Origin of the sequence: Neobacillus niacini (genome assembly GCF_023715785.1) — a bacterium.
Lineage (GTDB): Bacteria > Bacillota > Bacilli > Bacillales > Cytobacillaceae > Neobacillus > Neobacillus niacini_E.
On record NZ_JAMBOX010000017.1, the window covers coordinates 73,886 to 96,399 of the forward strand.

The window sequence follows — 22,514 nt, forward strand, 5'->3', positions numbered from 1 at the left end:
GATCCATTAATGAAGCCAATGCTGCCGACGTTAACTTTTGAAAGTCCAGTTCAAGCCGATTGGTATTATGAGGTGAAATACGATGGGTTTCGGGCCATCCTTGATTGGGATGAGAACGGGATCCAGCTAACGAGCCGAAACGATAAATCTCTGATGCCACAATTTGCGGAAATAAGTGAATTTTTATTAAAATATGAGGAAAAATTCAGGCCTTTTCTGCCACTCCGCCTTGACGGTGAAATGGTTGCTCTTGAAAACCCGTATAAAGCAAATTTTTCTGCCATTCAAGTTCGCGGCCGGTTAAAATCGGCCAAGAAAATTTTTGAACAGGCAAAAAACGCTCCCTGCCGGCTAATGGCATTTGATTTGTTAATGTTAGGCGGAAAACCGCTTCACGACCTTGATTTTATTTCAAGAAAAACGGAACTGTTAAATTTATTCGAGGCAGTGGGCTTTGACCTTGTCGCGGAACCAAACAATGATCAGCTGCTCCAGCCGGTAATCGCTTATGAAAGCTTTAACGACCTATGGGAAAAAGTTGTATTATATGATGGTGAAGGGATTGTCGCAAAGCATAAGAAAAGCCTTTGGGAGGAAGGGAAGCGCTCCCAGCTTTGGCTGAAATACAAGAATTGGAAATATGTCAGCTGTTTTGTAACAGCTTTTGACAAGACCAATGGATATTTTTATATTGGTGTCTATAAAAACAATGACATTCAGGATATCGGCCAAGTTCTGTTTGGCTTCAAACCTGAGGAAAAACAAGCTCTTGGACAGATTATTAAGCAAAATAGGGTCAGCGAGAATAAACAGATGGTCTATGTCCATCCGGCCATTTGCCTTGAAATAAAATATTTGGAGCTATTTGACAACCAATTGCGCGAGCCGCATTTTGATCGATTTCGGCTAGATATGGAGCCTGTCGATTGTACCTATGAGCGCTTTTTGTTCGGCCAGAAAAACTTACCAGGTGACTTGGAAATTACCCATCCTGATAAACCCCTATGGGACAAGCATGGCATCCAAAAAACAGATTATATTCTTTATTTGCGGGAAGTTTCTCCGTATATGCTGCCATTTTTAAAAAATCGCCTGTTAACCGTAATCCGCTTTCCTCACGGAATGTTTGGCGAAGCGTTTTATCAAAAAAACTGTCCGGACTATGCCCCCGACTTTGTCCAGACATACCAGGCCGATGAGATAAACTATATCATTTGCAACAATCTTAAAACACTGGTATGGCTGGGAAATCAGTTGGCAATCGAATTTCATGTCCCATTTCAAACCATTCACAGCAGGGGACCGAGCGAAATCGTTTTTGATTTGGATCCACCTTCTAAAGACGACTTTCATCTGGCAATCAAGGCGGCCCTTTATATTAAAGAGGTGCTCGACCAGCTAAACTTGATTGGGTTCATTAAGACTTCGGGGAATAAGGGCCTGCAAATTTATTTGCCATTGCCTGAGGACGAATTTACCTATGACGACACAAGGCTGTTTACCAGCTTTATCGCCGAGTATTTGATATCAAAGGATCCTGATTCATTTACAATTGAAAGAATGAAGAAAAACCGCGGGAACCGGCTCTATGTTGATTATGTCCAGCACGGGGAAGGAAAAACAATTGTTTCGCCTTATTCCATGCGGGGAAATGAGCATGCGGGTGTCGCCACCCCTCTCTACTGGGAGGAGGTCGGCAAAGGACTTGAACCAAAGGATTTTACGATGCAGCACGCCCTACTGCGCATCAAAAAACAAGGAGACCCGTTCAAAAACTATTTTCAAACGAAGGATATCCAGCCCTTTGCCCCTGTCCTTGAAATACTAAAGAATGGTACAGCAAAAAAAGGATAAGGCATAGTGCCTTATCCTTTAATATTCAGATAACAATTCCTGCGCTTCAGCCTGCAGTTTTTCATAAGAGTCTTGTTCTGACATGTCTTCTTTCGACAAGACCGTAAACGTACTGTCATCCACATTTGCATTAATCACTGCCTCATAAAGATAGGTGGCATTGCCAATCAGGTCGATATGGTATTTCCCATCAAACTGATGAACGACACACTGAACCCTGCCGCCGTCATTATAAACATCGATTGGCTTTTCAAACTGATTAATCTCCTGCAGGCATGTAACCAAGGATGAAGCCGACATCGCTGTACCACAGGCGTTTGTAAAACCGACACCCCGCTCAAACGTCCGTACATAAATGGTGTTTGGCATGATTGTTCTGACAAAGCTGACATTAACCCCATCCGGAAACAGCTCGTTCGGACCATTAACCTTCTCGCTAAGGATCTTTTGAAGATTCCCTTCCAGCTGATCTTTTTCAACAATGGCAATTAAATGAGGATTCGGCACTGCCAGCGCCGTGAATCTTAACTCCTCCGAGAGCTGGACGATTTTTTCATTCATCAAAGAAGGATTGTTTAATTGCAGTGGAAGAGCACTTAATTCAAACGATACAGGCGATATTTCCACTTGATAGGTGTGAACTTGGTCAAAAAGGTCGTTCTGCTTACTGACTTTAAGATCCGCCTTCATTGTTTCAATAACAGTCTCTTCCAAACCTTTAAGCTCACAAATATAGCGGGCCACTAATCTGAGCCCATTCCCGCACATAGATGCCTCCGAACCATCCGCATTAAAGACCCGCATCCTGCCGGCAGCATGATCACTGCCCATTACATAAAGAATCCCATCGGCCCCAAGTCCTGAATCACGATTACACAGCAATTTAGCAAGCCTGCTTCTGTCTTCCTCTGTAAACGTATAATGATTGCTTATTTCATCGATAATGAAAAAATCATTTCCGGAGCCATGTCCTTTTATCAATTTTATGTCCACCAAAATTTCCCCCATTACGGCAATTTAATATAGTTTATCATATCAAACAATCATGCATGAGGGAATTTATCTTTCTATGAAAAATTCCTGAACCAGCAAGCTCATTGTTAACAGCCTGCCCTTTTCCGATAAAGGCTCAGAAAATGACAGAACAGGGGTATTGGGGTCAGGAAACAATGCTAGCCACTGCACTCTCAACCACCCCCGTCTAAGCCTTGCTGCCTGCTGGCGATTTTTGGCTATAACCTTTTCATCCATAAACAAATTGGAACCCTCTATCGAGCAAACAGGCCTTCCATTTTTATCAAACAATTGTTTCTTATTTTTTTCTTTTTTAAAATACCCTAAATAATTATTTTTTTGGTCATATGCTGCTATGTTTTTACCCTTCACTTTAAAGTAACCTGCTTCTTTCCCCTGCTCATTGAACAGGGTATAAGCCCTGCCATGCCAGAATCGGCTTAATACAAACTTATGCTGCCTTTTTATCTTCCCTGCAAACAGCCCATTTTGGAAAAAGAGATGCAGTTCCGGCGATTGCGTTGGTTGAAGGAGTATCAATAGATAACGGGCCTCCGAAAGAGAATCCCCCTTGTTTTCCGGTCTATCAATTATACTTTTTTCAGTGGAAAAGGACTGCCGCATTCGATAAAGGTAGAGGTGAAAGCAAACAAAACTATATACGAAGAATGGCAATGCCAATAACATAATATCCGGCAATCCAAAAAATAATAGATTTCCGACAACAATCAAACCAGCAGGAATCAGTGCTACAATACTGCCATTCAGGCTTATTGCAGCTGTACTCCGATAAAATATGCTTATATTCATCTCGAAAACTCCTCATCGTTTCCTCTTATATCAGTTTATTTACGGTTGGATGAAAAAATGATAGAAGATTTCTATTAAAAAATAAAGAAGACTCCTTTTTCCAGACTCTGCTATTTAAGCGATAAAGACTTCGTTTAACAGAAAAAACCCGGCAAGTTAGTTGCCGGGCTATCATTCAACATTATTTATTTTATTAGCCTGAAAATAAGCGGGAAGCGGTAATGTTGCCCTTCATATGCCTTTACAGCGGCAATTATGTTAAAAATGAAGGCTGCAATCCCCAATACCCACAGAAGCAGAGCACCAATTAAAACCAAAACCAGGATTCCGCTCACAACTGAGTAAATAAAATAGGAGATCATAAAATTAAAATACTCTTTGCCGTGATAATCTATAAATGCAGACTCATCCTTCTTTATTAACCAAATAATCAACGGTCCAATCACCGGAGCAAAGAAATTAAGCACATACAATACAACAGCGAACGTTCTTTCCTCATTTGTAACCATTTAGGTTTCCCCCTTAAAATTACTGCTTTCTTACTATTTACGCATGTTTGCCCGTAAAGTTTCATGTATTATAGAAATTTCTGTAATTTTGCAGTTTTTTTACTTTTCGTCCTTATATTCTACCTGCTAAAATGGTTTAAATACCATTATCATGTTTAGAAAGGTTTTATCATGACAAAATTATTGTTAAAAAATGCTTATATATATCCCATTACCGCAAAACCGATTCCTTGTGGAGATGTATTAATTCAAAATGGGAAGATCGTTCAAATAGGAAGCAATCTTATAACCGAAACAGACGTTAAAATCATTGATTGCTCCGGACTTTACCTGTTTCCTGGTTTTATAGATGTTCATACCCATTTGGGTTTGTATGATGAAGGTACGGGTTGGGCAGGAAACGATGCCAACGAAACGGCCGAAGCGTTGACACCACATATCAGGGCTATTGATGGCGTCTATCCACTGGACCCTGCCTTTAAGGATGCTATCAAAAGCGGAATCACAACCGTCCATATTATGCCCGGAAGCGCAAATGTAATTGGCGGCACCACTTCCATCATTAAAACGACGGGGAAGAATATTAAAAAAATGATTGTCCAAGAAACAGCAGCCTTAAAAATTGCCTTGGGCGAAAACCCAAAAAGGATTCACAGCCATGGGAATAGCGACTCGATTACCAGAATGGGCATTATGGGAATGCTTAGGGAAGCGTTCTATCAAGCCATTCACACCGACAATCCGGAAGACTTAAGAATCAGCCCGCTGATAATGGCATTAAAACGGGAGATTCCAGTCAGAATCCATGCCCATCGCGCAGACGATATTATCACAGCGATGAGGCTGGCGGAAGAATTTAATCTTGATTTGAGGATTGAGCACTGTACCGAAGGCCATTTGATTGCCGATGAACTGGCTGGTATGGGATTGAAGGTCTCGGTCGGACCAACATTGACAAGGAAATCAAAAATTGAATTAAAAAATAAAACATGGAAAACGTATCAGGAGCTTACAGAACATGGTGTTGAGGTATCGATTACCACCGATCACCCCTATACTCCAATCCAATATTTAAATCTTTGCGCATCCCTCGCAGTTAGGGAAGGGCTCTCAGAACAAAAGGCTCTCGAGGGAATTACGATTCTTCCAGCAAGAAATTTAAAAATAGATGAGCAAATCGGCAGTATCGAGCCCGGGAAGGATGCAGATTTGGTCCTCTGGAGCCATCATCCTTTTCATTACTTAGCCAAACCAAAATGGACCATGATTGCCGGTGAATTTGTATTTGCCAACGAGTAGAATTTTGTTGAAAAATGGAAAAAAATTTAAGAGAAAATGAAAAAAAAATCTATTTCTTTTTTTCTTTTTTTCGGTTATTATACTTTAGGTAAAACTGTTTTAAAGCGAAATTCATGGAGGTTTTTCTCACATAATCAGCTAAAAACAAAATCTGGATAGATGGGAAGGCAAATGGTGCGCCACCAGTTTACTGGTTCTAGTGGGTTCGATTCCCACCCCGAAATTTTTTTTCAATTTAAAAAAATTTCGAGGGTGGGCCGTTTCTTTTGTTATGGAATCGGAATGCCCTAATGGAGGGGTTTTCATGCTAAAGAAACGCGATGTTCACGACAGCCACGTTCTGTATGATTTAATGACGCACCCTGATGTCTTCCCTTTTGTGCGTCATAAGGCGGCTTCCTATGAAGAATTTTTGTTCATCACCAAGCAGACCATCGAGGCCGAGGAACAGGGGGAACTCATTTCCCGGACGATTTTGGATGAATGGGGAGCACCAATTGGGACAATCAGTTTATATGATATTGAAGAAAATGCCGGATTTTTAGGAACTTGGCTGGGCAAGCCCTATCATGGAAAAGGGTACAATAATTTGGCGAAGGAAGCCTTTTTTCAGGAGCTTTTCTATGAATTGGGTATTGAAACAGTATATATGCGAATCCGAAAGGTAAATATTCGTTCCATTAAAGCAGCTGAGAAATTGCCATATGTTATCAATGCGAACGAAACTAGAAAATTGCTGTACTCTGAAATAAATGCATCTGGCGATATCTTTAACTTATATGAGATTCCCAAAGACTTATATACATTACATCTGTTACGAAATAGCGCTGAACAAGATACATCACAGCGGCTGGAAGCGTAAATGTAAACTCGCCGATTGGCGAGTCCGGTAGGACGAAGACAGAGGCGTAGTGAATTTATATGACATAGGAAATTATGAAATAGTTAAAATTTCATAATTTCTTATTTGCTAAAAGCAATCGGGTTTATCTCCGATTGCTTTTTTTATTAATTATTAAGGTTATTATTCCGTTATGCTTTGCTCCACAGCTTCGTTTACTTCACTTAGACCCATTTGGAGCAAAAATTCTTGCAGTTCCTCGTTTGTCAAGGTTTCAAAACGGCCATCATGAAAAAACACTTGAGTTTGATTGGGATTGATTCTATTGAGGTTAAAACTCACCATTCTTTGCTCCTTTCTTCGATGATTACTTCTTATTATCTTCAAAAGGAGCATGTTTCATACATGAATATCAAATTGTTCAAAAAATTATAAATACCTTTTGAGAAATTAATTTGTTCCATGCTCACCAGGTAATTTAAAGACCTTACCCAGTACGTCAATCCCTCCAGTAACCGGTAAGACACTTCCGGTGATAAAATCGGATGCCTCGTCGACCAGAAAGGCAATGACTCTGGCAATATCCTCCCCCGTACCTTGCCGTCTGCCCGTCCCTTCTCCACTTATTTCATGAAGGGCTTCCTTGATATTTTTTTCTTTCCACTCGTTAGTAATGTCTCCGGGGCAAACCATATTAGCTGTAATTCCAAATTCTGCTTCCTCCATCGCAATCGTCCTTGTCAAAGAAGCAAGCCCTGTTTTCGCCGCTGCAAACGCTGATCGGTAAACCCATCCTGGGGCAGTTTCGACCCTATCGTAGCCTAAGGTAATGATTCTGCCCCATTTTTGGCTTCGCATACTTGGAAGAATCAGCTTGGACAGATAAAATACGGCATTTAAATTACCGTTAATCAGGTAGTTCCATTCATCGAAGGAATAGTCGGTCATCCGTTTTCGTTCATGGATGTAAGGGCCTGCATTATGGACTAACACATCCACCGTATCAAAAACAGAAAAGATTTCATTTACTAAGTGGATACAATCCTTTTGAACAGATAAATCCCCCTGAACAGCAATATTTGTTGTCCCATATTGTTCGGTTAATTGCCTAGCCAAAGATTTCGCCTCTGACTCGCTGTTTCGATAATTAATAACTAGCTGGAATCCTTTTTCAGCCAAACAGAGAGCCGTTTTTTTTCCTATTCCGGAAGCTCCTCCTGTAACCAAAGCGGTTTTTATTTTCACCAAACCATTACCTCTCTGCTTTATAATTTCACTTCTTACTCTATGTTAAAAAGATTCATTTATATATGCAAATATTTGCATTTGAACATTTGGAAATAGAGTCCCGAACGGAGATTCCTCCATTAAATAATAACGATTGGGCATTCATCTGCATAGAATGGGTGTATGAACAAAACTGAAGGATGTGACAGCATGCAGACTGTAATCAATATTTTTAGCCTGAAAATTAACAGTGTATCGAACAACGGGTCTGTCAACATCGGTGATGCCCTCCATAATGCTCATACAGCCAATTCAAAATCGCAGGGGCAAAATTCATCGTATGGGGATTTTGCACCGCCGACTGCTGCCATGGAAAATGTATTCATTGATCCGGACATTAATGATATGGGAGATATCGCGAATCCATCCAATGTCTATTCCAATCCCATATAAAAAGGACTGAAAGCAATGCCTTTTCAAATAAATATCTTTAACCTTAAGTCAAATGCAATCAATAATAACGGCAATATTGATTTTGGCCCGATTGTCCAAAACAGCCATACCTCCAATACAAAATTAATTGGCACGAATGCCGCATTTGGTGATTTATCCCCATCTACTTCACTGCATTTAAATGGTTATACAGATATCGATGTTTCCGACCAAGACCAGATCGCCAACCCATCAGCGCCAATTTTGAATCAAATTTAAATAATTGCAATGGAAGGATGAAAAATTATGTTTCCCTGGAATATGTTTCCTTTTAATAAAGATATGAAAGATGCCTTGCAAAAAATGAATCCGCAAGAAATCGACAAATATGTTCAAGACATTATCGGAAAAGTGCTGCCAGCAAACATGAACGGCATGATGAATCCTCAAGAGATGTTCAGAAATATGCCAATGTCCGGAGCAGGACAAACGTCAACCGACGGATTAAACTCCTCTGCCTATGAAACACATGACTATGTATTTGTCAGAATCCCAATTAAAAATGAGGACTGGGTAAAGAAGCTAAAGCTTTACCACACGTCGAATCAGCTAATTGTGGCAAATATCCCTAACCCTGAAGACCAGCATACGATTACCCTTCCAGCAATTGTGAAAAAAAAGGGGGCCTCCGCCAATTTTAAAGATGGGATATTGGAGGTGAAGATCCCTAAAAATATAGATATGCAGTATTCACAAATTGATGTATCGGAAATTTTATAAACTAATGATTTTGCTTATTGCTGCAAGTCATGCCAATCCTATCAGGAGGAACTATGGGTATTGATTCTGTTAAACAAGTGATCCCTAAAGAGATGAGTGTCAACATACATTTCGGTGAAGTCAATATTCATCAAATAACCGGCCATTTGAATATCGGCACTACGTATGAGGGCGATATTTCGGAAATAATCGAGGAAAAACTAAAGCAAATGAAATGGAAAATTGCTGAAAAAGCAAATAACTAAGACAGCCTTGAGTGGCTGTCTTAGTTATTTAATGGCCATTGTCTGCCTCATGGTCATCTTTCATATCCATGCCTTCCATAGGTTGGGTTGATTTGGCGTCCTCTGGTTCACTAGGCGTACCTACTACAAATTCTTTCTTGGGCATATTATGCATATCTCTAGCACTAACATGAGAGATGATATAGTATGTTCCTTCGCGGTCAAAATTCTTTTCAAGACGATAGATTCCGTTTTCACTATGTTTTACGTCTATTTTTTCATGTTTTTCATCATGTGCCCGCCAAATTTCAAAGGTTACCTTATCTGCATCGGTCACCTCTTCTTTTCCTTGTGTTACCTTTGCCTCAAATACGATTGCCTGATTTGGTTCGGCTTTTTCCGGATTAACCGTGAGCTTAACCTCCAATAATTCCGGCAATGGTGTATTTTGCTCATTGTTGTCATTGCTGCATGAAGCAGCCAATAGCAACAATAATAGCGATATCATACCTGCTAAATACTTTTTCATTCCGTATCACCCCTAGATTGTTCCATTCTCGTTTCCCTTCACTTGCATTGTACATATTTACCAACATTATTGCAAAAAATAAATTTCACTAAGCCAACTAGGAGGATTCTATGTCTACACCCTACAGATGTCCTAATTGCCGTTCAAACCGAAGCAGGTTTAATATTATTCAACAAGTTGCCCAATCAGTCAAGCTTGACCCAACGTCAGGCTCCATTCTCAAGGAATATACCGAAACTGAATTGGAGCCGTTCCATCTGCCCTATAAAGGACCGGAATACCGCGTTCAATGCGGCACCTGTGGCTTAATTGAGGATGAGCGGACATTTATCAAGTTCGGTGAACAGCGAATGTAACAGGTAAAAACACCTTTATTAACGGGCATTCCGTTTCTAAAGGTGTTTTTCATTTGTCTGCCATTAGAGGTTATTTTCTCTAATAAAATCGATTGAATCCACTTTCCAGGCATCCAGAGGGGAAAAACGAACCAAATGAATATCTCCATTAAAGCGCTGGCCGCCCTTGTTTTTTATCAACCAATCAACTTGGATGGGAACATCCAAGCTTATTTCTTCTGTCAAATCCTCAGGCGGCAATAATTCCATTCTCGTTATCGCCACATTATTAATCTTTTTCATTATGGGTTGCCACTTGACTTGTTGAAGTGAGGCCATGGAAGCGATTGTTGTATCCTGCTGTTTAAATCCTGCAATATATGCCTCAATTACCTCATAAGGATTGGCGTTGCCAAGATAGTCATCCAAATTGCCGGATGCCTTCAAAATCATTAATTTATGTGATAAATCCATTGATTGTGTACGATGGGTGGTACTACCATAATAGTGGATACAAAAATGGCCGGGAAAGTTATTTTTCAGTGCACCTGCACCATGTGGCATCCCATGCATGGAGGCGGCAATCCTCCGGTCCTTATAAATAACGATAATCGCCCGACGTTTCCAGCTCCAATTTCCACCATAAATACTTTTCATTATTTTCGTGTCTTTTGCCGTCAAAGGCTGAACATCAGCATGGCGGCTACCCGCGCGGCGCTGCACTTTAAATTTCTTCCCCGTTTCCAAATCGAGCACAACATATTTTGAATACCGAGGCAGCAGCTGGTCCACTTCTTTCCATTCCATCATTTCTATATTAGAGCTATTTTTTGCTGACACATATATCCCATGCTCCGACAGTGTAAACAAGAACAACAATAGTATCAAGGCTGCTTGTCTCATTGCATCCTCCTCTCACGCATTATGTTACATTTTAAGATTTGCCAGAAGGGGAAATTATCATGCAAATTCGCAAGGAGGATTTTCTGGAAAAAAAGAGGCTGTCTATGAATGACAGCCTCAGATTGTCGAGAAAGGGTATATTTCTCGGCAATTTTTTCCTTTCTAATTTATAAAGTTCTTTTCCTGATTTAGATAAGCGATTTACTCTTATCTTTTCCTTGTAATCCTCCCAAACATGTCGTGTTACTACTTTGACCTTATTTTTTGAACGTGTGCATTCGGATAAAAATAGGCAGCTTTCACATTTTTTCGAATCAGATTTGTATTCTTAGGCTTAAACATTGAATTCACCACTTATTTTTAATAATTATTGGTTTAAATTCTTAACTTATTAATAATACCTGTTGATTTGCGCGGAAGGCACGAAGACTCCTGCGGGAGTATGGGGCATTGGGAGACCCCGCAGGCGCTTGCGCCGAGGAGGCTCCCAGGCACGCCCGCGGAAAGCGAAGTGCCTGGAGCGAAAATCAACAGACATATCGAATAGTTTTTGATTAACATCATTATAACAAATTAACGCGGTTAATTGTTAAAGTGATTATATAAAATAAAGGCTGTCGGAAGTTTCTCGACAGCCTCTTTCACCTTTTTTATTTCATTCTTTCATTTAAAACTTCGATGGCTTTTTGCACTTGAGGATCATTCGCTTTTATTTGTTCTCTTAACAATTCCATCAGTTTTAAACTGGACTCGCCTTTTAAAATGCCATCTGCCGGCAAGTTATTCGCTGTTTGGAAACTGATTACAGCCTCTTTGGTTTTATCGTCGAAAAATCCATCTTCACGGCCTGGGTCAAAACCGAGTGCTTTCAGCATTTTTTGCGCAGTTTTAACTTCCTCGGAAGCTGCGGAAACAGTCAATTCCTTATCAGGGTTGATGATTGGCAGCGATGCGTATTCCGGAAGGGCGACCTCCACATCAGGTTTAATCCCCTTCTTATGAATCCAATTGCCATTTGGCGTCAACCACTTCGCAATTGTAAACTTAATATTTGAGCCATCGGTAAAATTAGAAGCAGTCTGGACGGTTCCCTTGCCAAAGGATTTTTCCCCAACAAGAGGGACACCGGCGGATTCTTTCACTGCAGCAGCAAGAATCTCGGATGCACTGGCGCTGCCTTTATCAATTAAGACCACTAACGGCAGGTCAGGATTCCCTGAATTTTGCGAAGCGATTTCTTTTATCTTTCCGTTTCTGTCTTCCTCTTTGACGATAATTTTCCCTTTTGGAACGAACATACTGGAAATAGAAATAGCTTGATCTAACAAACCACCAGGATTTTGTCTTAGATCCAGTACAAGACCTTTCATGCCCTTGCTTTGCAAATCATTTAGTGTCTGTGTAAGTTCTTTTGATGTGTTTGTGGAAAAACTGGTAATCTGCACCTTGGCGATTTTATCATCGACCATTTCCCCATAAACGGTTTCTATCGGAATTTCATCGCGAATAATTGGTACAATCATCTGCGCGTCAGATCCCGGCCTTGAAATCGTTAGTTCAACCTTGGTTCCTTTTTTGCCGCGGATCAAGGTTACTGCCTCTGTAGAAGTCATGCCCTGAAGGCTTTTTCCATCTACTGAAACAATGATATCATTCGGCTTTAATCCAGCCTTCTCGGCAGGCGAACCCTTAATAGGGGATACAATGACGATATGGCCATCTTTTTGCTGAATTTCGGCACCTATTCCTTCAAAAGACGAAGAGATACTGCTATGAAAACTTTTCGCCTCATCCTTGCTCATATAATCCGAATAGGGATCATCTAATGATTCAACCATGCCATTAATGGCGCCGTTTATTAGTTTCTGTTCGTTTACCTTCTTGAAATAGTCATTTTTTAACGTATCAAATGCTTCATAAAGCTTTTCAAATTCTTTTCTGTCATTATTTACTTTAACCACCTTTTCATCCCCAAACGATAGGGCTACTGTTGTAATGCCTGCTGATAAAAACACAATCAAAAACAACAGCATGATAAAGTGGAACTTTTTAAAACGAATATATCCTGATTTTGGTTCTGAAACTTGCTCCTGTTCTGTTTTTTCTTGATCCAATTTCTCTTCTTCCAAAGCCTTCACCACTTTCATTCAACCATAAAGAAATGCCATTTGTTAATAAAACACTTGCCCTTAGTGTTTAGAATAACATCTTTTTTATAAAATTAACAAAGAAATGTTAATGAATTAAGAAGAATATACGAATTTTTGTCGATATGAATCATTATTTTAGCAAAAAAATTCCATTTCAGCTATAGAAAAACCTCTTCCGTTTGGAAGAGGCATACTGACATTATTCCTTAATGGCAGCTTCCAATGCTACCTCAATCATGTCGTTAAAGGTAGTCTGTCTTTCTTCTGCAGTGGTTTCTTCTCCTGTTAAGATATGGTCACTTACAGTTAAAATAGACAATGCTTTGCGATTAAATTTTGCTGCCAAAGTGTAAAGGGCGGTCGTTTCCATCTCCACTGCAAGTATCTGATACTTAGCCCATTTCTCCAATTCGGCATTATCGTTGTAAAATGAATCGGCCGTGAATACACTTCCTACTTTTAAATTAAGGCCTTTCTCTACACCCGCATCATAGGCATTTTTTAGCAGCTCAAAATTGGCTACTGGAGCGTAGTCAACGTTGCCAAAAGTCAGGCGATTAACGTTCGAATCAGTCGAACTGGTCATAGCGAGGATGACATCGCGAACCTTGACGTCCTTTTGGATTGCGCCGCAAGTGCCAACCCGAATTAAGTTTTTGACGTTATAGCTGCTAATCAATTCATTTACATAAATCGAAATGGATGGAACACCCATACCTGTTCCTTGAACAGAAATCCGTTTACCTTTGTATGTACCGGTAAAGCCAAACATATTACGAACTTCGTTATAGCAGACGGCGCCCTCCAAAAAAGTTTCTGCAATGTATTTTGCCCGAAGCGGATCGCCTGGCAGCAATACCGTTTCCGCGATTTCATTTTCTTTTGCACCGATATGTACACTCATGACTTGATTTCCTCCTATCCTAATTGGTACCGTTTATCATTTTGCACCAAAGCCACTATACCATAAACCATTTTTTATTAAAAACCTTTATGCCGAAAAAGACATGAAATTTTACTAATGTGGGAAACTATAATTAGACTCAGAGGCTTGGCAATGAGTTGGCTTGAATTTTGTATTTCATGGGGGTATCGTTAATGGGTAAAAAACATCGCGCCCGCATACAGGGAAAAAAGAAAAATAATCATATTCCGCCGGAAGCGATTGTGGCTGAACACGAAGCACACGCTAAGGAATTTAGTGCTGCCGGCGGCAGAAAAAGATAAAATACAAAAAACCTAAGGGGCTTTTTCCCTTAGGTTTTATCGGTTACATAAGATTTATTCGGTTAATCGGAAACCATCCGCCTGGTTTTAACTGATAATAGTACTGTCCGCCTCGTCCTTCATCAATTAGAATGATATCCCCTGTTGAAAGGAATCTGCCCTTATAATGTGGTGGGATCCTGTCAGTGACATTAAAGGTGCTAAATGTTTCTTTTAAGCAGTGGTCACGATTTTGGGCATGAATAGTTGTCCGAAACACTTGTTTATGTCCTTTCCGTTCACGCTGTTTTGGTGTTTGAAAAATCGTTACATCAAATTGTATTTCGCTTTTTTTCGTTAACATTCTAATCATGGTATCCCTCCAATTATAAGAATTGTATATTTATTCTAATAATTAAAGATGGACCATGTCGATTCCTTCATAGAATTTTCACTATTTTTGTCGATTTTTAAAATTTTTGCCTAAAAAAACAATAGAGCCCAGATGCCCCATTGTTTCCATGAATGAATTAGGCATAACTTCCAATAACATTTTGAATCTTCTGCTGCAAATAAGGGATATCAGCGTTGGAAACCGATAATCTTACATTCGTTTCATCCGTCCCCAGCGCCTCCGAGAATAGCCCAGCCAAACCGCGTGCCTTACGGTCAACTTGGAACATAATATCAAGTCCGCCATTTCCTGAAGGGAAGACCACTATTTCAAGCTCATCCAACCGGCCGCGGAATGGCCCTGAAGTCGGAACAAATTCAAATTCTTGGACAAATGGAAGACGGCCGCGAAATCTCCGTGGCGCTTCTTCACAATCTGCTTCACGAATTCTAAAACCCAAATTTTCAACAGCATTAAATACAGCCGTCATTAATGGATTCGGAACTATCTTTAAGTAATCTTTATCGCTTGGATCGACCCCGCCTTTAATATCAAGCCCCGTGGTTACCCATACCTTGGAGCGGCCAATTGATAGTGGCGTGTCATAAGGAAGCTGGAATGTAAACGGAATTTCCTTTCGCTCATTTACTCGAACCATAAAAGCCGATGTGATTCGGTATTTCTCAATTGTTGCGGTTACTGTATATTTACGGTCATCAGATTCTCTAATATAGTTTGTGTTTAACGCAAGGTAAATTTCATCTATCTGCTGATCGATTTTTCCACCCTTAATTTCTACTACACCTGTTACAATCTCTCCGGGCATATACGTATCCTTCTCCAACTTTGTGTCCACTGTTGCAGACCCAATTCCGACACTGGCAAATACTTTGTTAAAGAACGACATTTGCTTCTCCCCCTAAAAATTGAATCATTTTTTCAATGTCTGTCTTCACTTGCTGGCTATTATCATAAGCAGGTTCTATTTGCAAAAGCCGTCTAAGGATGTGCTTTGCTCGATTTGAGATGTCCAATTCCTCTTCCCAGCTTTTTTCCTGCATTTTTTCCGGAAAGGAATGATTGGAATAAAGCAAAAACAGCAGAAAATGCCCTAGACCATAAAAATCTGCCTGATAGTTGATTTCTTTACGTATTTCGCTGCCCTTTGCGCCCCACTCTTTATAATGCCGCGGCCGGGCCAGTCCTAGATCAATCAGTCTAATTGTGGAACCTTCCATAAGGACATTGGGAATCCGAATATCACGGTGGATGATATTGCGGGCATGTAAATATTCAATTTGCTCCATTAATTTATAGGCAATCGTAAACGCCTTAACTTCGGTAATTTTCCAGCCCTCAGCAAAAATGAGCTGCTCAAAATTCTTGCCTTGAATATATTCCATGGTAAAAAACGGGATATTTTTATAAATGCCATCCTCATAGTACCTTGGAAACCCAGGATGATCGATTGAAAGGAGCAGGTGTTTTTCAAGCTCAAACCCTTTTATACCGGCTTTTGTTTTTCGTTTATGGAGACGAAGGGCTTTTAAAACCTTCTGCTTATCTGTTTCCATATCCAGCACCAAATAGCTGTGTCCGTAGCCGCCCGCCCCCAGATGTTCCACTACTTTATAGCGCCCCGCAACTAGCTCATCAACAGAAAATGGGCTTTCAAAAAAGGTTGATATCCCAATTATTAATCTTTTAATCATCGTTTTTATAAGCTAACTGCTGAAGAAACTGGAGATAAAGCTTCCGCTTTTATGTTTCTTTTTGTAGTGATGATGCCCCAAATGGCTGTGCTTATGGTGCTTCATCTTTTTCCAGGCATTGCTTGAGGAGCCATATTTATAAGATTTGTGCTTACTTCCGATAATTGCTTTAAGGATTTTTTTAAACATCCAACAATCCACCTCCACCTTCGTACCCATATATACGCAAAAAGGTAAAATAGGTTTCGTTCACAAAAAAGTATTTTCCCATTTTTTAAAAATGCAAAATAAAAAAGCGAGCACCAGCGGCTCGTCTTTTTAGCTTCATCTATTCACGGGGATAAAAGGCCCCCCTATTATTCATCATCAACTTCTTCATCGATAATACTTTTTTCGATTAAATATTCAAACGTAATATCCGCAAGCTCTTCCAATTCTTCCTCACTAGGAACGTATCCCCTTTTTACAAGCTCATGAAAGAAAAATTCAGCAATTTCTTCTGTATCAATAAACACCTCAATTTCTCTCAAGCAATCGCCCCCTTTGTACAGAATGTATGACCACGATAGCTTTTTCATGCTAGTTTCTTTTAAATGCATTAGGCTGAACACTCCACAATATAATATTGGTCATATTTATATAGTGGACAAGCATATGATGTGGTAAAGGAATGGATACGGAGGTCATATTTATGGAAAATTTAAAACTTAAACTGGAAGCTTGGGTTGAAGATGTTAATCAAGAGAATGGAATCACGCTCCAACTCTTCGAAACTATTACCGATAGCTTGTTTTTCCTGATTAAATGGACAGCTATACCGTTTATCATCTATTTATTGTTCATCGTAACCTGAAAACAGCTATACATGACTTTTTCCATCGTCGCTTACGAGATTCTCCAATTTCTTCAAAATGACTCGCATAACCTGGTAATATTCTTGATCATGAAATAATTCATAAAGGATCCGATAATCATTGAAGATATCTAATAGATGATCAATCAGCTCTTTCTTTTCTTTTTTGAGGGAGATTTCCTCGAATTCCGCCTTTCTGCCCTGATGTTGAATATTAGGTTTTTTCCCGGTTTTATCCTGCCTATTCACTAAGTATAGGAGACCAAGCTTTTGAACAAATGTATCCGCACTCTCTGCATCAGCAACCAGTGTCAGTTCTTCTTCGTCCACTTCGAGCCATTCGCCATCGCTTATACGGGACAGCTCGTAAATGACATCTTCCCAGGCATCTTCCTTGTAGCGCCAGATTTCTGTCCGGAACCCGATGACTTTAAATAGGTCGGCCCCATAGCCGCTAACCTGCACCAAATCCCCAATAAAAAACTTGTATTCAATATCGATTTGCTCCTGCTCCATAATTTTACCGTCATACTCGGACATTAACTGCAACGCTGATTCAACAAATAACCCCTGACTCTTATTTACTTCATATACATAATCCCCATCGAGCCATTTTACATCCGTGACACGGCCAACGGTCCCGTAGATGGTGATTACCACCGTGTCACCAATTTTATACTTTGGATTTTTCCGCTTCGCCATTTCCTCCCCTCCTTAAAAGCTTGTCGTGAATAATGATTACAATAGTATATGCGAGAGGTTTTTTAAAAGCGCATGGCATTTTGAAAATGAAAAAATCGCCTCAGAATTTGAGGCGATTCAGGAGTTTTCTATCATTATTTCTCCGCTATCATATACAGCTGCCATGCTTCATCGAAAATAGACATGGATTCCAGATAATGGCCGTTTAATTCAAGATAGGCCGTCAGCTCGTAGTAATCTTTTGATTGTTTTGGAAAGTCATGGTCTAAATAAGCATCATTGGCAAATTGGCTAATTGTATCTTTTGGTGATGGATGACGATATTTCATTAAAAAATGATAAAAGGATTTGCTCATAATAGTGGCGCCTTCCTTACAAAATGTTCTATCAACTACTATAATCTCTTACCATCGCCCCGCGCAAGAATTAAAAGAGGACAGCCTATTCATCAGGCTGTCCCAGTCAGGAAGAAAAATCAAAATAATTTTTCTTCAATAATCTTGGAATCTCCATTAATTCCTCGAAAGGAATCACTTTTCCAAGTCTTTTGCAATCTATCAAAAATAACTGGTCCTCAATTTCCTTAATGATTGGTTCACTTTGATAGGTCATCGAACAGTCCGGACAGGATAATGTCGGTGTGTTAGTAATTTCAATCGCCCCAGTACCATCAGGCAATTCCCAATAAACTGAACTAGTCGTCCTCGTGACATTTAAACTATTGCACCATTCACAAAGCACTTTTGAACGTCACTCCTATTCCTGTTTAGTTTCCACAGTCGTTTTTTGAACTTCGCCTTTTGGAGCATCCTTTTGTTGTAAAGCTTGAAATTTCTTTTCCTTTAGTTCATCCCGTTTGCTTCGCTTATCCTTTAATGTCGCATGAGCCGGGTCTTGGTTGTATTCCTTGCGGCGATTTAACCGCGACAGTCCTTCAGGAACAAGATTAAAATGCTGGTCATTCATGATTCCGGCAATGCCGTTCAGCGACTTTTTCTCATCCATGTCAGGATAAACTTCTTTAAAATAATCCTCTGCCCTGCCTGGAACATAATTTTCCGGTTCAGGATAGGAGGTAATGACGCCTTCAAAATTACGAAGGACAACCTTTTCCGGACTTTGCGAAATGATATAATTCGGCTGCACGGCAATCTTCCCCCCGCCGCCTGGTGCATCAACGACAAAGGTAGGCACAGCATATCCGCTTGTATGGCCGCGTAAGCCTTCAATAATTTCCAACCCTTTCGAAACCGGTGCTCGGAAGTGGCCGATTCCTTCAGACAAATCGCACTGATAGATATAATAAGGTCTTACGCGAATTTTTACGAGATCATGCATCAGCTTTTTCATGATCGGTACACTGTCATTTATGCCTGCAAGGATGACGGATTGGTTGCCGACCGGGACACCGGCGTTGGCCAGCATTTCGCAGGCCTGTTTTGAATCCTCTGTAATTTCAATTGAGGTATTAAAATGGGTATTCAGCCAAACCGGATGGTATTTTTTCAATATATTGCACAGGTTTTCGGTAATTCGCTGCGGAAACACGACTGGTGCTCTGGTACCGATTCGAATAATCTCAACATGGTCAATTTCCCGCAGATTTTTCAAAATGTATTCCAAAATATTATCATTGATAAGCAGCCCATCGCCGCCGGAAATTAACACATCGCGTACCTGGGGTGTCTGTCTGATATAAGAAATAGCGGCATCAAGCTGTTTCTTCGGCACCCCCATGCCTATCTGCCCGGAAAAACGCCTTCTTGTACAATAACGGCAATACATGGAGCATTGATTGGTGACAAGAAAAAGAACACGGTCAGGATATCGATGTGTTAACCCGGGAACAGGAGAATCTTCGTCTTCATATAACGGGTCTTCAAGGTCATATTTCGTTTTGTATATTTCCTTTGAAACCGGCACCGACTGCATTCTAATGGGACAGCGCGGGTCATCAGCGTTCATTAAAGACGCATAATAGGGTGTAATATTTAAGGGGATAGTTTTCGTGGAAATTCTTACGCCTTCCTCTTCATCAGGGGTAAGATTTATCACCTTTTTCAGATCATCCAATGTACGGATGGTATTGGTCAACTGCCACAGCCAATCGTTCCATTGCTCTTCCGTCACATCTTTCCAAAGCTCTATATCCTTCCAATGCCGTTTCGGCTTAAAAACAAATGATTTCATGTTCTGTTCCTCCTATCCTGCTTTGCTAACATAATATGCAAGAACCGTGCCAAGGCTTTAAACTGAAGGTGCCCGTTTCATAACTGCTTTAACAGCAAGACATTGCGGGCGAGGCCCATTCCGAGCTTGAGAATGAAGCAAAAAAAAACGCCGAAAAATCGGCGTTTTATCATGATCGTTTTTTTAGTTTATATTGTAAGGTTTGCCTGGGAATGTCTAAAAGTTTGGCTGCTTGATTGATATTTCCGTCACACTGGTCCATCGCTTTCATGATCAGACTTTTCTCCAGCTCATCAAGATTTCTTCTTAATGACAGGCTCTCAGGCTTCTGATTTCGACGGGCAGGGCTTAACAACTGTTTTAACATGACCGGCAAATCCTCGATACCCAGGAGCTCGCGCTCACAAACGTTCATCATATATTCAACTGTATGCTTTAGTTCACGGACATTCCCCGGCCATTGGTATTCCTGGAAAAATGATTGCAGCTGTTGATCCAGACCTTGAATGTTTTTCTGCAGATTACTGTTAAACTCCCCAATAAAATAATCGGTTAAAAACAAAATATCCTCTTTTCTTTCCCGAAGCGGCAGGAGCGAAAACGTAAATACGTTTAACCGGTAATAGAGGTCGGACCGCAACAGCTGCTGTTGCAGCGCCTTGCCTGGATGGACATTTACTGCGGCAATTACGCGGACATCAACCAAAATATTCTCCGAGCCTCCAACCCTTCTTACAATCCCATCCTCCAATACCCTTAACAGCTTCGCCTGCAGTTCAATTGGCATGGTATGCAGCTCATCCAAAAACAGCGTTCCGCCATCGGAAAGCTCAAATAAACCCTTCCGATCAACCGCCCCGGTATAACTCCCCTTCGCCGTGCCAAACAAAATACTTTCAAGTAGTGATTCAGGAATGGCCGCACAATTTTGCGCAATAAATGGGCCATTGCTGCGGCGGGATTCATCATGGATCCCTTGGACAAAAAGTTCTTTCCCCGTCCCGGACTCTCCGTATACGAGAATCGGAGAATCAGATTTTGCCAGCTTCCTAGCCTCTTCCTTTAGAAATTGAAAGGCGGAATTCACCGTCTTCAGGTCATTAAACGTGTATTTAACCTGCTTTGGCAGCTTTTTCTTCCTGCTTTTATTTCGCCCTTTTTGCAGATCAAGCAATCTCTCCGAAAGCAGCTTCATCCGTGAATAATCCTTGGCAATTTCCACCGCGCCAATCACTTCGTCACCAAGAAGGATGGGAAGGGTGGTATTGATCGTATCAATCCTTGCTCCGTGCAGATTGACATAAACCTGAGTTTGATTATAGATTGGCTTTGCTGTCTTGATCACCCTTAACAGCGTGCTTGAATCCTCGGTTAACGACGGGAAAGCCTCGAATAAATGTTTCCCAAGCACCTCGACAACCTCAACGCCATCATGTCTGGCGGCCACTTCATTATAATAAATCGTTTTCCCCTCCGTATTGACCACATGGATTCCTTCATCAATACTTTTCAGAATTGCCGTTAAAACTTCCTGGGTTAATACGGTTAATTGCCCCATCCTTTCACCTTCCCTTCCTTAAAATGGGGTGCCGAAAAGTTGTCATCTAAAGCCGAAATTTTAGCAGCCTGCCAAATCCTTTACCCACATATTCATATTTTCAAGCTTGTCATAAATATAGACGTTATTCATTAACCTGCCTCGGTAGGAATATCCAAGCTGGTATAAAACGGCATTCATCCCAAACGACAGCGATCTTGCTATCGAATAAGCACAAAAAATCCCTTTCCGTTGCAGCTCTCCCTCAAGTTCCTGTAGGATCAGCTTCATTAACCCATATTTTCGATGCTCGGTCAGTGTTGCACAATCGGTTAATTCGGCATTTTTGTAAAATCCATTTATTTCGGCTGAGGCAGCACTGACGATTTTTTCTTGATAAAAGAAAGCATAATATAGCGTCCCTTCCTTCATCGTCTTTTTAATGTATTCGGAATCCTGCAGTGGTGTCGGATAGATTTGAAACACCTGAGAGTAAAGAGCGGAGAGCTGTTCAGCATGTGTTTCATTCACCTTTTTCAATTGATATTCCTTTGGTGGAGTGGACTTTAGTGACGAAGAATCCAATTGATAAATCGAATGAACAATTCCGTCCTCCATAAGCCAATGATTGTTATGCTTTCGGTCTGATGTGTAGAACTTTGAAAATAAAATGGCATCTGAGCCGTGAAAATAGCGGTCTATCACTGCCTCAGGCTGCAGACCAAACTCAAACAGTTTAAGAGTATCCTCTTTTCGGCCTTTAACAATTAATTTTTCAGCCTTGTGCTTGCGGACAAGGATTTCCGCCTCTTCAAGTGCCTGCTTTAGATTCCCACGATAATCATCTACTCGGATTCTTTTATTAAACGGATCGGTATAGACCGCAAGATAATAACCAAAGTTTTCTAGAATTAAGGTAGTAGCCTGCTGATTCATTTCTTCACCCCTCGTATAACGATTCGAAAAAATGCCTGGCCATGTTTGCAGCCAGACATTCCATGTACATCATACCT

Annotated in this window: 30 protein-coding genes and 1 pseudogene; 10 read left to right on the forward strand and 21 right to left on the reverse strand. The window is 40.6% G+C overall.

The window, feature by feature from the left end; translation table 11 throughout:
• The first annotated feature begins 9 nt into the window (after nucleotides 1–9).
• Nucleotides 10–1,854: a DNA ligase D gene (locus M3234_RS23545; RefSeq protein ID WP_262307061.1), complete on the forward strand. Its 1,845-nt coding sequence runs from the start codon at nucleotides 10–12 to the stop codon at nucleotides 1,852–1,854.
• A gap of 18 nt (nucleotides 1,855–1,872) precedes the next feature.
• Here M3234_RS23545 and dapF read toward each other — a convergent pair whose 3' ends face one another.
• From dapF to M3234_RS23560, 3 genes are all read right to left on the reverse strand, one after another.
• On the reverse strand, nucleotides 1,873–2,847 hold the full coding sequence (dapF, locus tag M3234_RS23550) for a diaminopimelate epimerase (protein ID WP_262307062.1): 975 nt from the start codon (nucleotides 2,845–2,847) through the stop codon (nucleotides 1,873–1,875).
• 66 nt (nucleotides 2,848–2,913) lie between these two features.
• Nucleotides 2,914–3,678: a hypothetical protein gene (locus tag M3234_RS23555; protein WP_262307063.1), complete on the reverse strand. Its 765-nt coding sequence runs from the start codon at nucleotides 3,676–3,678 to the stop codon at nucleotides 2,914–2,916.
• Nucleotides 3,679–3,863: 185 nt separating this feature from the next.
• A complete protein-coding gene (locus M3234_RS23560; protein ID WP_262307064.1) occupies nucleotides 3,864–4,187 on the reverse strand; it encodes a DUF4870 domain-containing protein in 324 nt (107 codons plus the stop codon).
• A 171-nt stretch (nucleotides 4,188–4,358) separates the two neighbouring features.
• Between M3234_RS23560 and M3234_RS23565 the strand changes: the two genes are divergently transcribed.
• Both M3234_RS23565 and M3234_RS23570 read left to right on the forward strand, forming a co-directional pair.
• Nucleotides 4,359–5,486, forward strand: a complete 1,128-nt coding sequence (locus M3234_RS23565; protein ID WP_262307065.1) for an amidohydrolase — start codon at nucleotides 4,359–4,361, stop codon at nucleotides 5,484–5,486.
• Nucleotides 5,487–5,790: 304 nt separating this feature from the next.
• Nucleotides 5,791–6,348, forward strand: coding sequence for a GNAT family N-acetyltransferase (locus M3234_RS23570; RefSeq protein WP_262307066.1), 558 nt, complete (start codon nucleotides 5,791–5,793; stop codon nucleotides 6,346–6,348).
• A 162-nt stretch (nucleotides 6,349–6,510) separates the two neighbouring features.
• Here M3234_RS23570 and M3234_RS23575 read toward each other — a convergent pair whose 3' ends face one another.
• Together M3234_RS23575 and M3234_RS23580 are read right to left on the reverse strand one after the other, a co-directional pair.
• Complete coding sequence (locus tag M3234_RS23575; RefSeq protein WP_262307067.1) at nucleotides 6,511–6,672, reverse strand: hypothetical protein; 162 nt, start codon at nucleotides 6,670–6,672, stop codon at nucleotides 6,511–6,513.
• Between the two features lie 105 nt (nucleotides 6,673–6,777).
• Nucleotides 6,778–7,572, reverse strand: a complete 795-nt coding sequence (locus tag M3234_RS23580) for an SDR family oxidoreductase (RefSeq protein ID WP_262307105.1) — start codon at nucleotides 7,570–7,572, stop codon at nucleotides 6,778–6,780.
• 192 nt (nucleotides 7,573–7,764) lie between these two features.
• Here M3234_RS23580 and M3234_RS23585 point away from each other — a divergent pair, with 192 nt between their 5' ends.
• Genes M3234_RS23585 through M3234_RS23600 form a run of 4 tightly spaced genes read left to right on the forward strand, consistent with a single transcriptional unit; the run spans nucleotide 7,765 to nucleotide 9,011 of the window.
• On the forward strand, nucleotides 7,765–8,007 hold the full coding sequence (locus M3234_RS23585; RefSeq protein ID WP_066313391.1) for a spore germination protein: 243 nt from the start codon (nucleotides 7,765–7,767) through the stop codon (nucleotides 8,005–8,007).
• Nucleotides 8,008–8,022: 15 nt separating this feature from the next.
• Complete coding sequence (locus tag M3234_RS23590) at nucleotides 8,023–8,265, forward strand: spore germination protein (RefSeq protein ID WP_262307068.1); 243 nt, start codon at nucleotides 8,023–8,025, stop codon at nucleotides 8,263–8,265.
• Between the two features lie 27 nt (nucleotides 8,266–8,292).
• Entirely contained in the window at nucleotides 8,293–8,766 is a 474-nt protein-coding gene (locus tag M3234_RS23595; RefSeq protein WP_262307069.1) for an Hsp20/alpha crystallin family protein, read from the forward strand.
• 53 nt (nucleotides 8,767–8,819) lie between these two features.
• On the forward strand, nucleotides 8,820–9,011 hold the full coding sequence (locus M3234_RS23600) for a hypothetical protein (RefSeq protein ID WP_262307070.1): 192 nt from the start codon (nucleotides 8,820–8,822) through the stop codon (nucleotides 9,009–9,011).
• A 28-nt stretch (nucleotides 9,012–9,039) separates the two neighbouring features.
• On the opposite strand, the gene M3234_RS23605 is transcribed toward M3234_RS23600, so the two are convergent.
• Nucleotides 9,040–9,519, reverse strand: coding sequence for a FixH family protein (locus tag M3234_RS23605; RefSeq protein WP_262307071.1), 480 nt, complete (start codon nucleotides 9,517–9,519; stop codon nucleotides 9,040–9,042).
• A gap of 110 nt (nucleotides 9,520–9,629) precedes the next feature.
• Here M3234_RS23605 and M3234_RS23610 point away from each other — a divergent pair, with 110 nt between their 5' ends.
• A complete protein-coding gene (locus M3234_RS23610; RefSeq protein ID WP_262307072.1) occupies nucleotides 9,630–9,875 on the forward strand; it encodes a DNA alkylation repair protein in 246 nt (81 codons plus the stop codon).
• 63 nt (nucleotides 9,876–9,938) lie between these two features.
• Here M3234_RS23610 and M3234_RS23615 read toward each other — a convergent pair whose 3' ends face one another.
• The 4 genes and pseudogenes from M3234_RS23615 to deoD all read right to left on the reverse strand — a co-directional run bounded on the left by M3234_RS23615 (nucleotide 9,939) and on the right by deoD (nucleotide 13,811).
• Nucleotides 9,939–10,757 carry a hypothetical protein gene (locus M3234_RS23615; RefSeq protein ID WP_262307073.1) on the reverse strand — a complete coding sequence of 273 codons (819 nt, stop codon included), beginning with the start codon at nucleotides 10,755–10,757 and terminating at the stop codon, nucleotides 9,939–9,941.
• 139 nt (nucleotides 10,758–10,896) lie between these two features.
• Nucleotides 10,897–11,085 (reverse strand): annotated as a pseudogene (locus M3234_RS23620) (transposase); the annotation flags it as partial.
• A 322-nt stretch (nucleotides 11,086–11,407) separates the two neighbouring features.
• On the reverse strand, nucleotides 11,408–12,886 hold the full coding sequence (locus tag M3234_RS23625; protein WP_464515037.1) for a lmo1851 family serine protease: 1,479 nt from the start codon (nucleotides 12,884–12,886) through the stop codon (nucleotides 11,408–11,410).
• Between the two features lie 220 nt (nucleotides 12,887–13,106).
• Nucleotides 13,107–13,811 (reverse strand): purine-nucleoside phosphorylase, encoded by a 705-nt coding sequence (gene deoD / locus M3234_RS23630; RefSeq protein WP_262307075.1) that lies wholly within the window; start codon nucleotides 13,809–13,811, stop codon nucleotides 13,107–13,109.
• Between the two features lie 194 nt (nucleotides 13,812–14,005).
• Between deoD and M3234_RS29400 the strand changes: the two genes are divergently transcribed.
• Entirely contained in the window at nucleotides 14,006–14,134 is a 129-nt protein-coding gene (locus M3234_RS29400) for a hypothetical protein (RefSeq protein ID WP_285858642.1), read from the forward strand.
• 43 nt (nucleotides 14,135–14,177) lie between these two features.
• Here the strand turns inward: M3234_RS29400 and M3234_RS23635 are convergent, their stop codons facing one another.
• The 5 genes from M3234_RS23635 to M3234_RS23655 form a co-directional block, all read right to left on the reverse strand.
• Nucleotides 14,178–14,486 (reverse strand): YodL domain-containing protein, encoded by a 309-nt coding sequence (locus tag M3234_RS23635; RefSeq protein WP_066313357.1) that lies wholly within the window; start codon nucleotides 14,484–14,486, stop codon nucleotides 14,178–14,180.
• Nucleotides 14,487–14,643: 157 nt separating this feature from the next.
• Nucleotides 14,644–15,414, reverse strand: a complete 771-nt coding sequence (locus M3234_RS23640; protein WP_262307076.1) for a sporulation protein — start codon at nucleotides 15,412–15,414, stop codon at nucleotides 14,644–14,646.
• Nucleotides 15,401–16,219: a serine/threonine protein kinase gene (locus M3234_RS23645; RefSeq protein ID WP_262307077.1), complete on the reverse strand. Its 819-nt coding sequence runs from the start codon at nucleotides 16,217–16,219 to the stop codon at nucleotides 15,401–15,403. Before M3234_RS23645 ends, M3234_RS23640 begins: the two co-directional genes overlap by 14 nt.
• Before the next feature lie 12 nt (nucleotides 16,220–16,231).
• Entirely contained in the window at nucleotides 16,232–16,408 is a 177-nt protein-coding gene (locus tag M3234_RS23650; protein WP_172799226.1) for a hypothetical protein, read from the reverse strand.
• A gap of 167 nt (nucleotides 16,409–16,575) precedes the next feature.
• Nucleotides 16,576–16,749: a YozD family protein gene (locus M3234_RS23655; RefSeq protein ID WP_082692969.1), complete on the reverse strand. Its 174-nt coding sequence runs from the start codon at nucleotides 16,747–16,749 to the stop codon at nucleotides 16,576–16,578.
• Nucleotides 16,750–16,889: 140 nt separating this feature from the next.
• On the opposite strand from M3234_RS23655, the gene M3234_RS23660 reads away from it, so the two are divergent.
• Nucleotides 16,890–17,072, forward strand: a complete 183-nt coding sequence (locus tag M3234_RS23660; protein ID WP_262307078.1) for a hypothetical protein — start codon at nucleotides 16,890–16,892, stop codon at nucleotides 17,070–17,072.
• 6 nt (nucleotides 17,073–17,078) lie between these two features.
• Here the strand turns inward: M3234_RS23660 and M3234_RS23665 are convergent, their stop codons facing one another.
• The 6 genes from M3234_RS23665 to ablB all read right to left on the reverse strand — a co-directional run bounded on the left by M3234_RS23665 (nucleotide 17,079) and on the right by ablB (nucleotide 22,437).
• Nucleotides 17,079–17,774, reverse strand: coding sequence for a hypothetical protein (locus M3234_RS23665; RefSeq protein ID WP_262307079.1), 696 nt, complete (start codon nucleotides 17,772–17,774; stop codon nucleotides 17,079–17,081).
• Between the two features lie 134 nt (nucleotides 17,775–17,908).
• Nucleotides 17,909–18,130 carry a YozE family protein gene (locus tag M3234_RS23670; RefSeq protein WP_262307080.1) on the reverse strand — a complete coding sequence of 74 codons (222 nt, stop codon included), beginning with the start codon at nucleotides 18,128–18,130 and terminating at the stop codon, nucleotides 17,909–17,911.
• A gap of 106 nt (nucleotides 18,131–18,236) precedes the next feature.
• Nucleotides 18,237–18,515: a YokU family protein gene (locus M3234_RS23675; RefSeq protein ID WP_262307081.1), complete on the reverse strand. Its 279-nt coding sequence runs from the start codon at nucleotides 18,513–18,515 to the stop codon at nucleotides 18,237–18,239.
• Nucleotides 18,516–18,530: 15 nt separating this feature from the next.
• Nucleotides 18,531–19,964 carry a lysine 2,3-aminomutase gene (gene kamA, locus M3234_RS23680; RefSeq protein WP_262307082.1) on the reverse strand — a complete coding sequence of 478 codons (1,434 nt, stop codon included), beginning with the start codon at nucleotides 19,962–19,964 and terminating at the stop codon, nucleotides 18,531–18,533.
• Between the two features lie 169 nt (nucleotides 19,965–20,133).
• Nucleotides 20,134–21,522, reverse strand: coding sequence for a sigma-54 interaction domain-containing protein (locus M3234_RS23685; protein WP_262307083.1), 1,389 nt, complete (start codon nucleotides 21,520–21,522; stop codon nucleotides 20,134–20,136).
• Nucleotides 21,523–21,582: 60 nt separating this feature from the next.
• Complete coding sequence (gene ablB, locus M3234_RS23690; RefSeq protein WP_262307084.1) at nucleotides 21,583–22,437, reverse strand: putative beta-lysine N-acetyltransferase; 855 nt, start codon at nucleotides 22,435–22,437, stop codon at nucleotides 21,583–21,585.
• Between the last annotated feature and the right edge of the window lie 77 nt (nucleotides 22,438–22,514).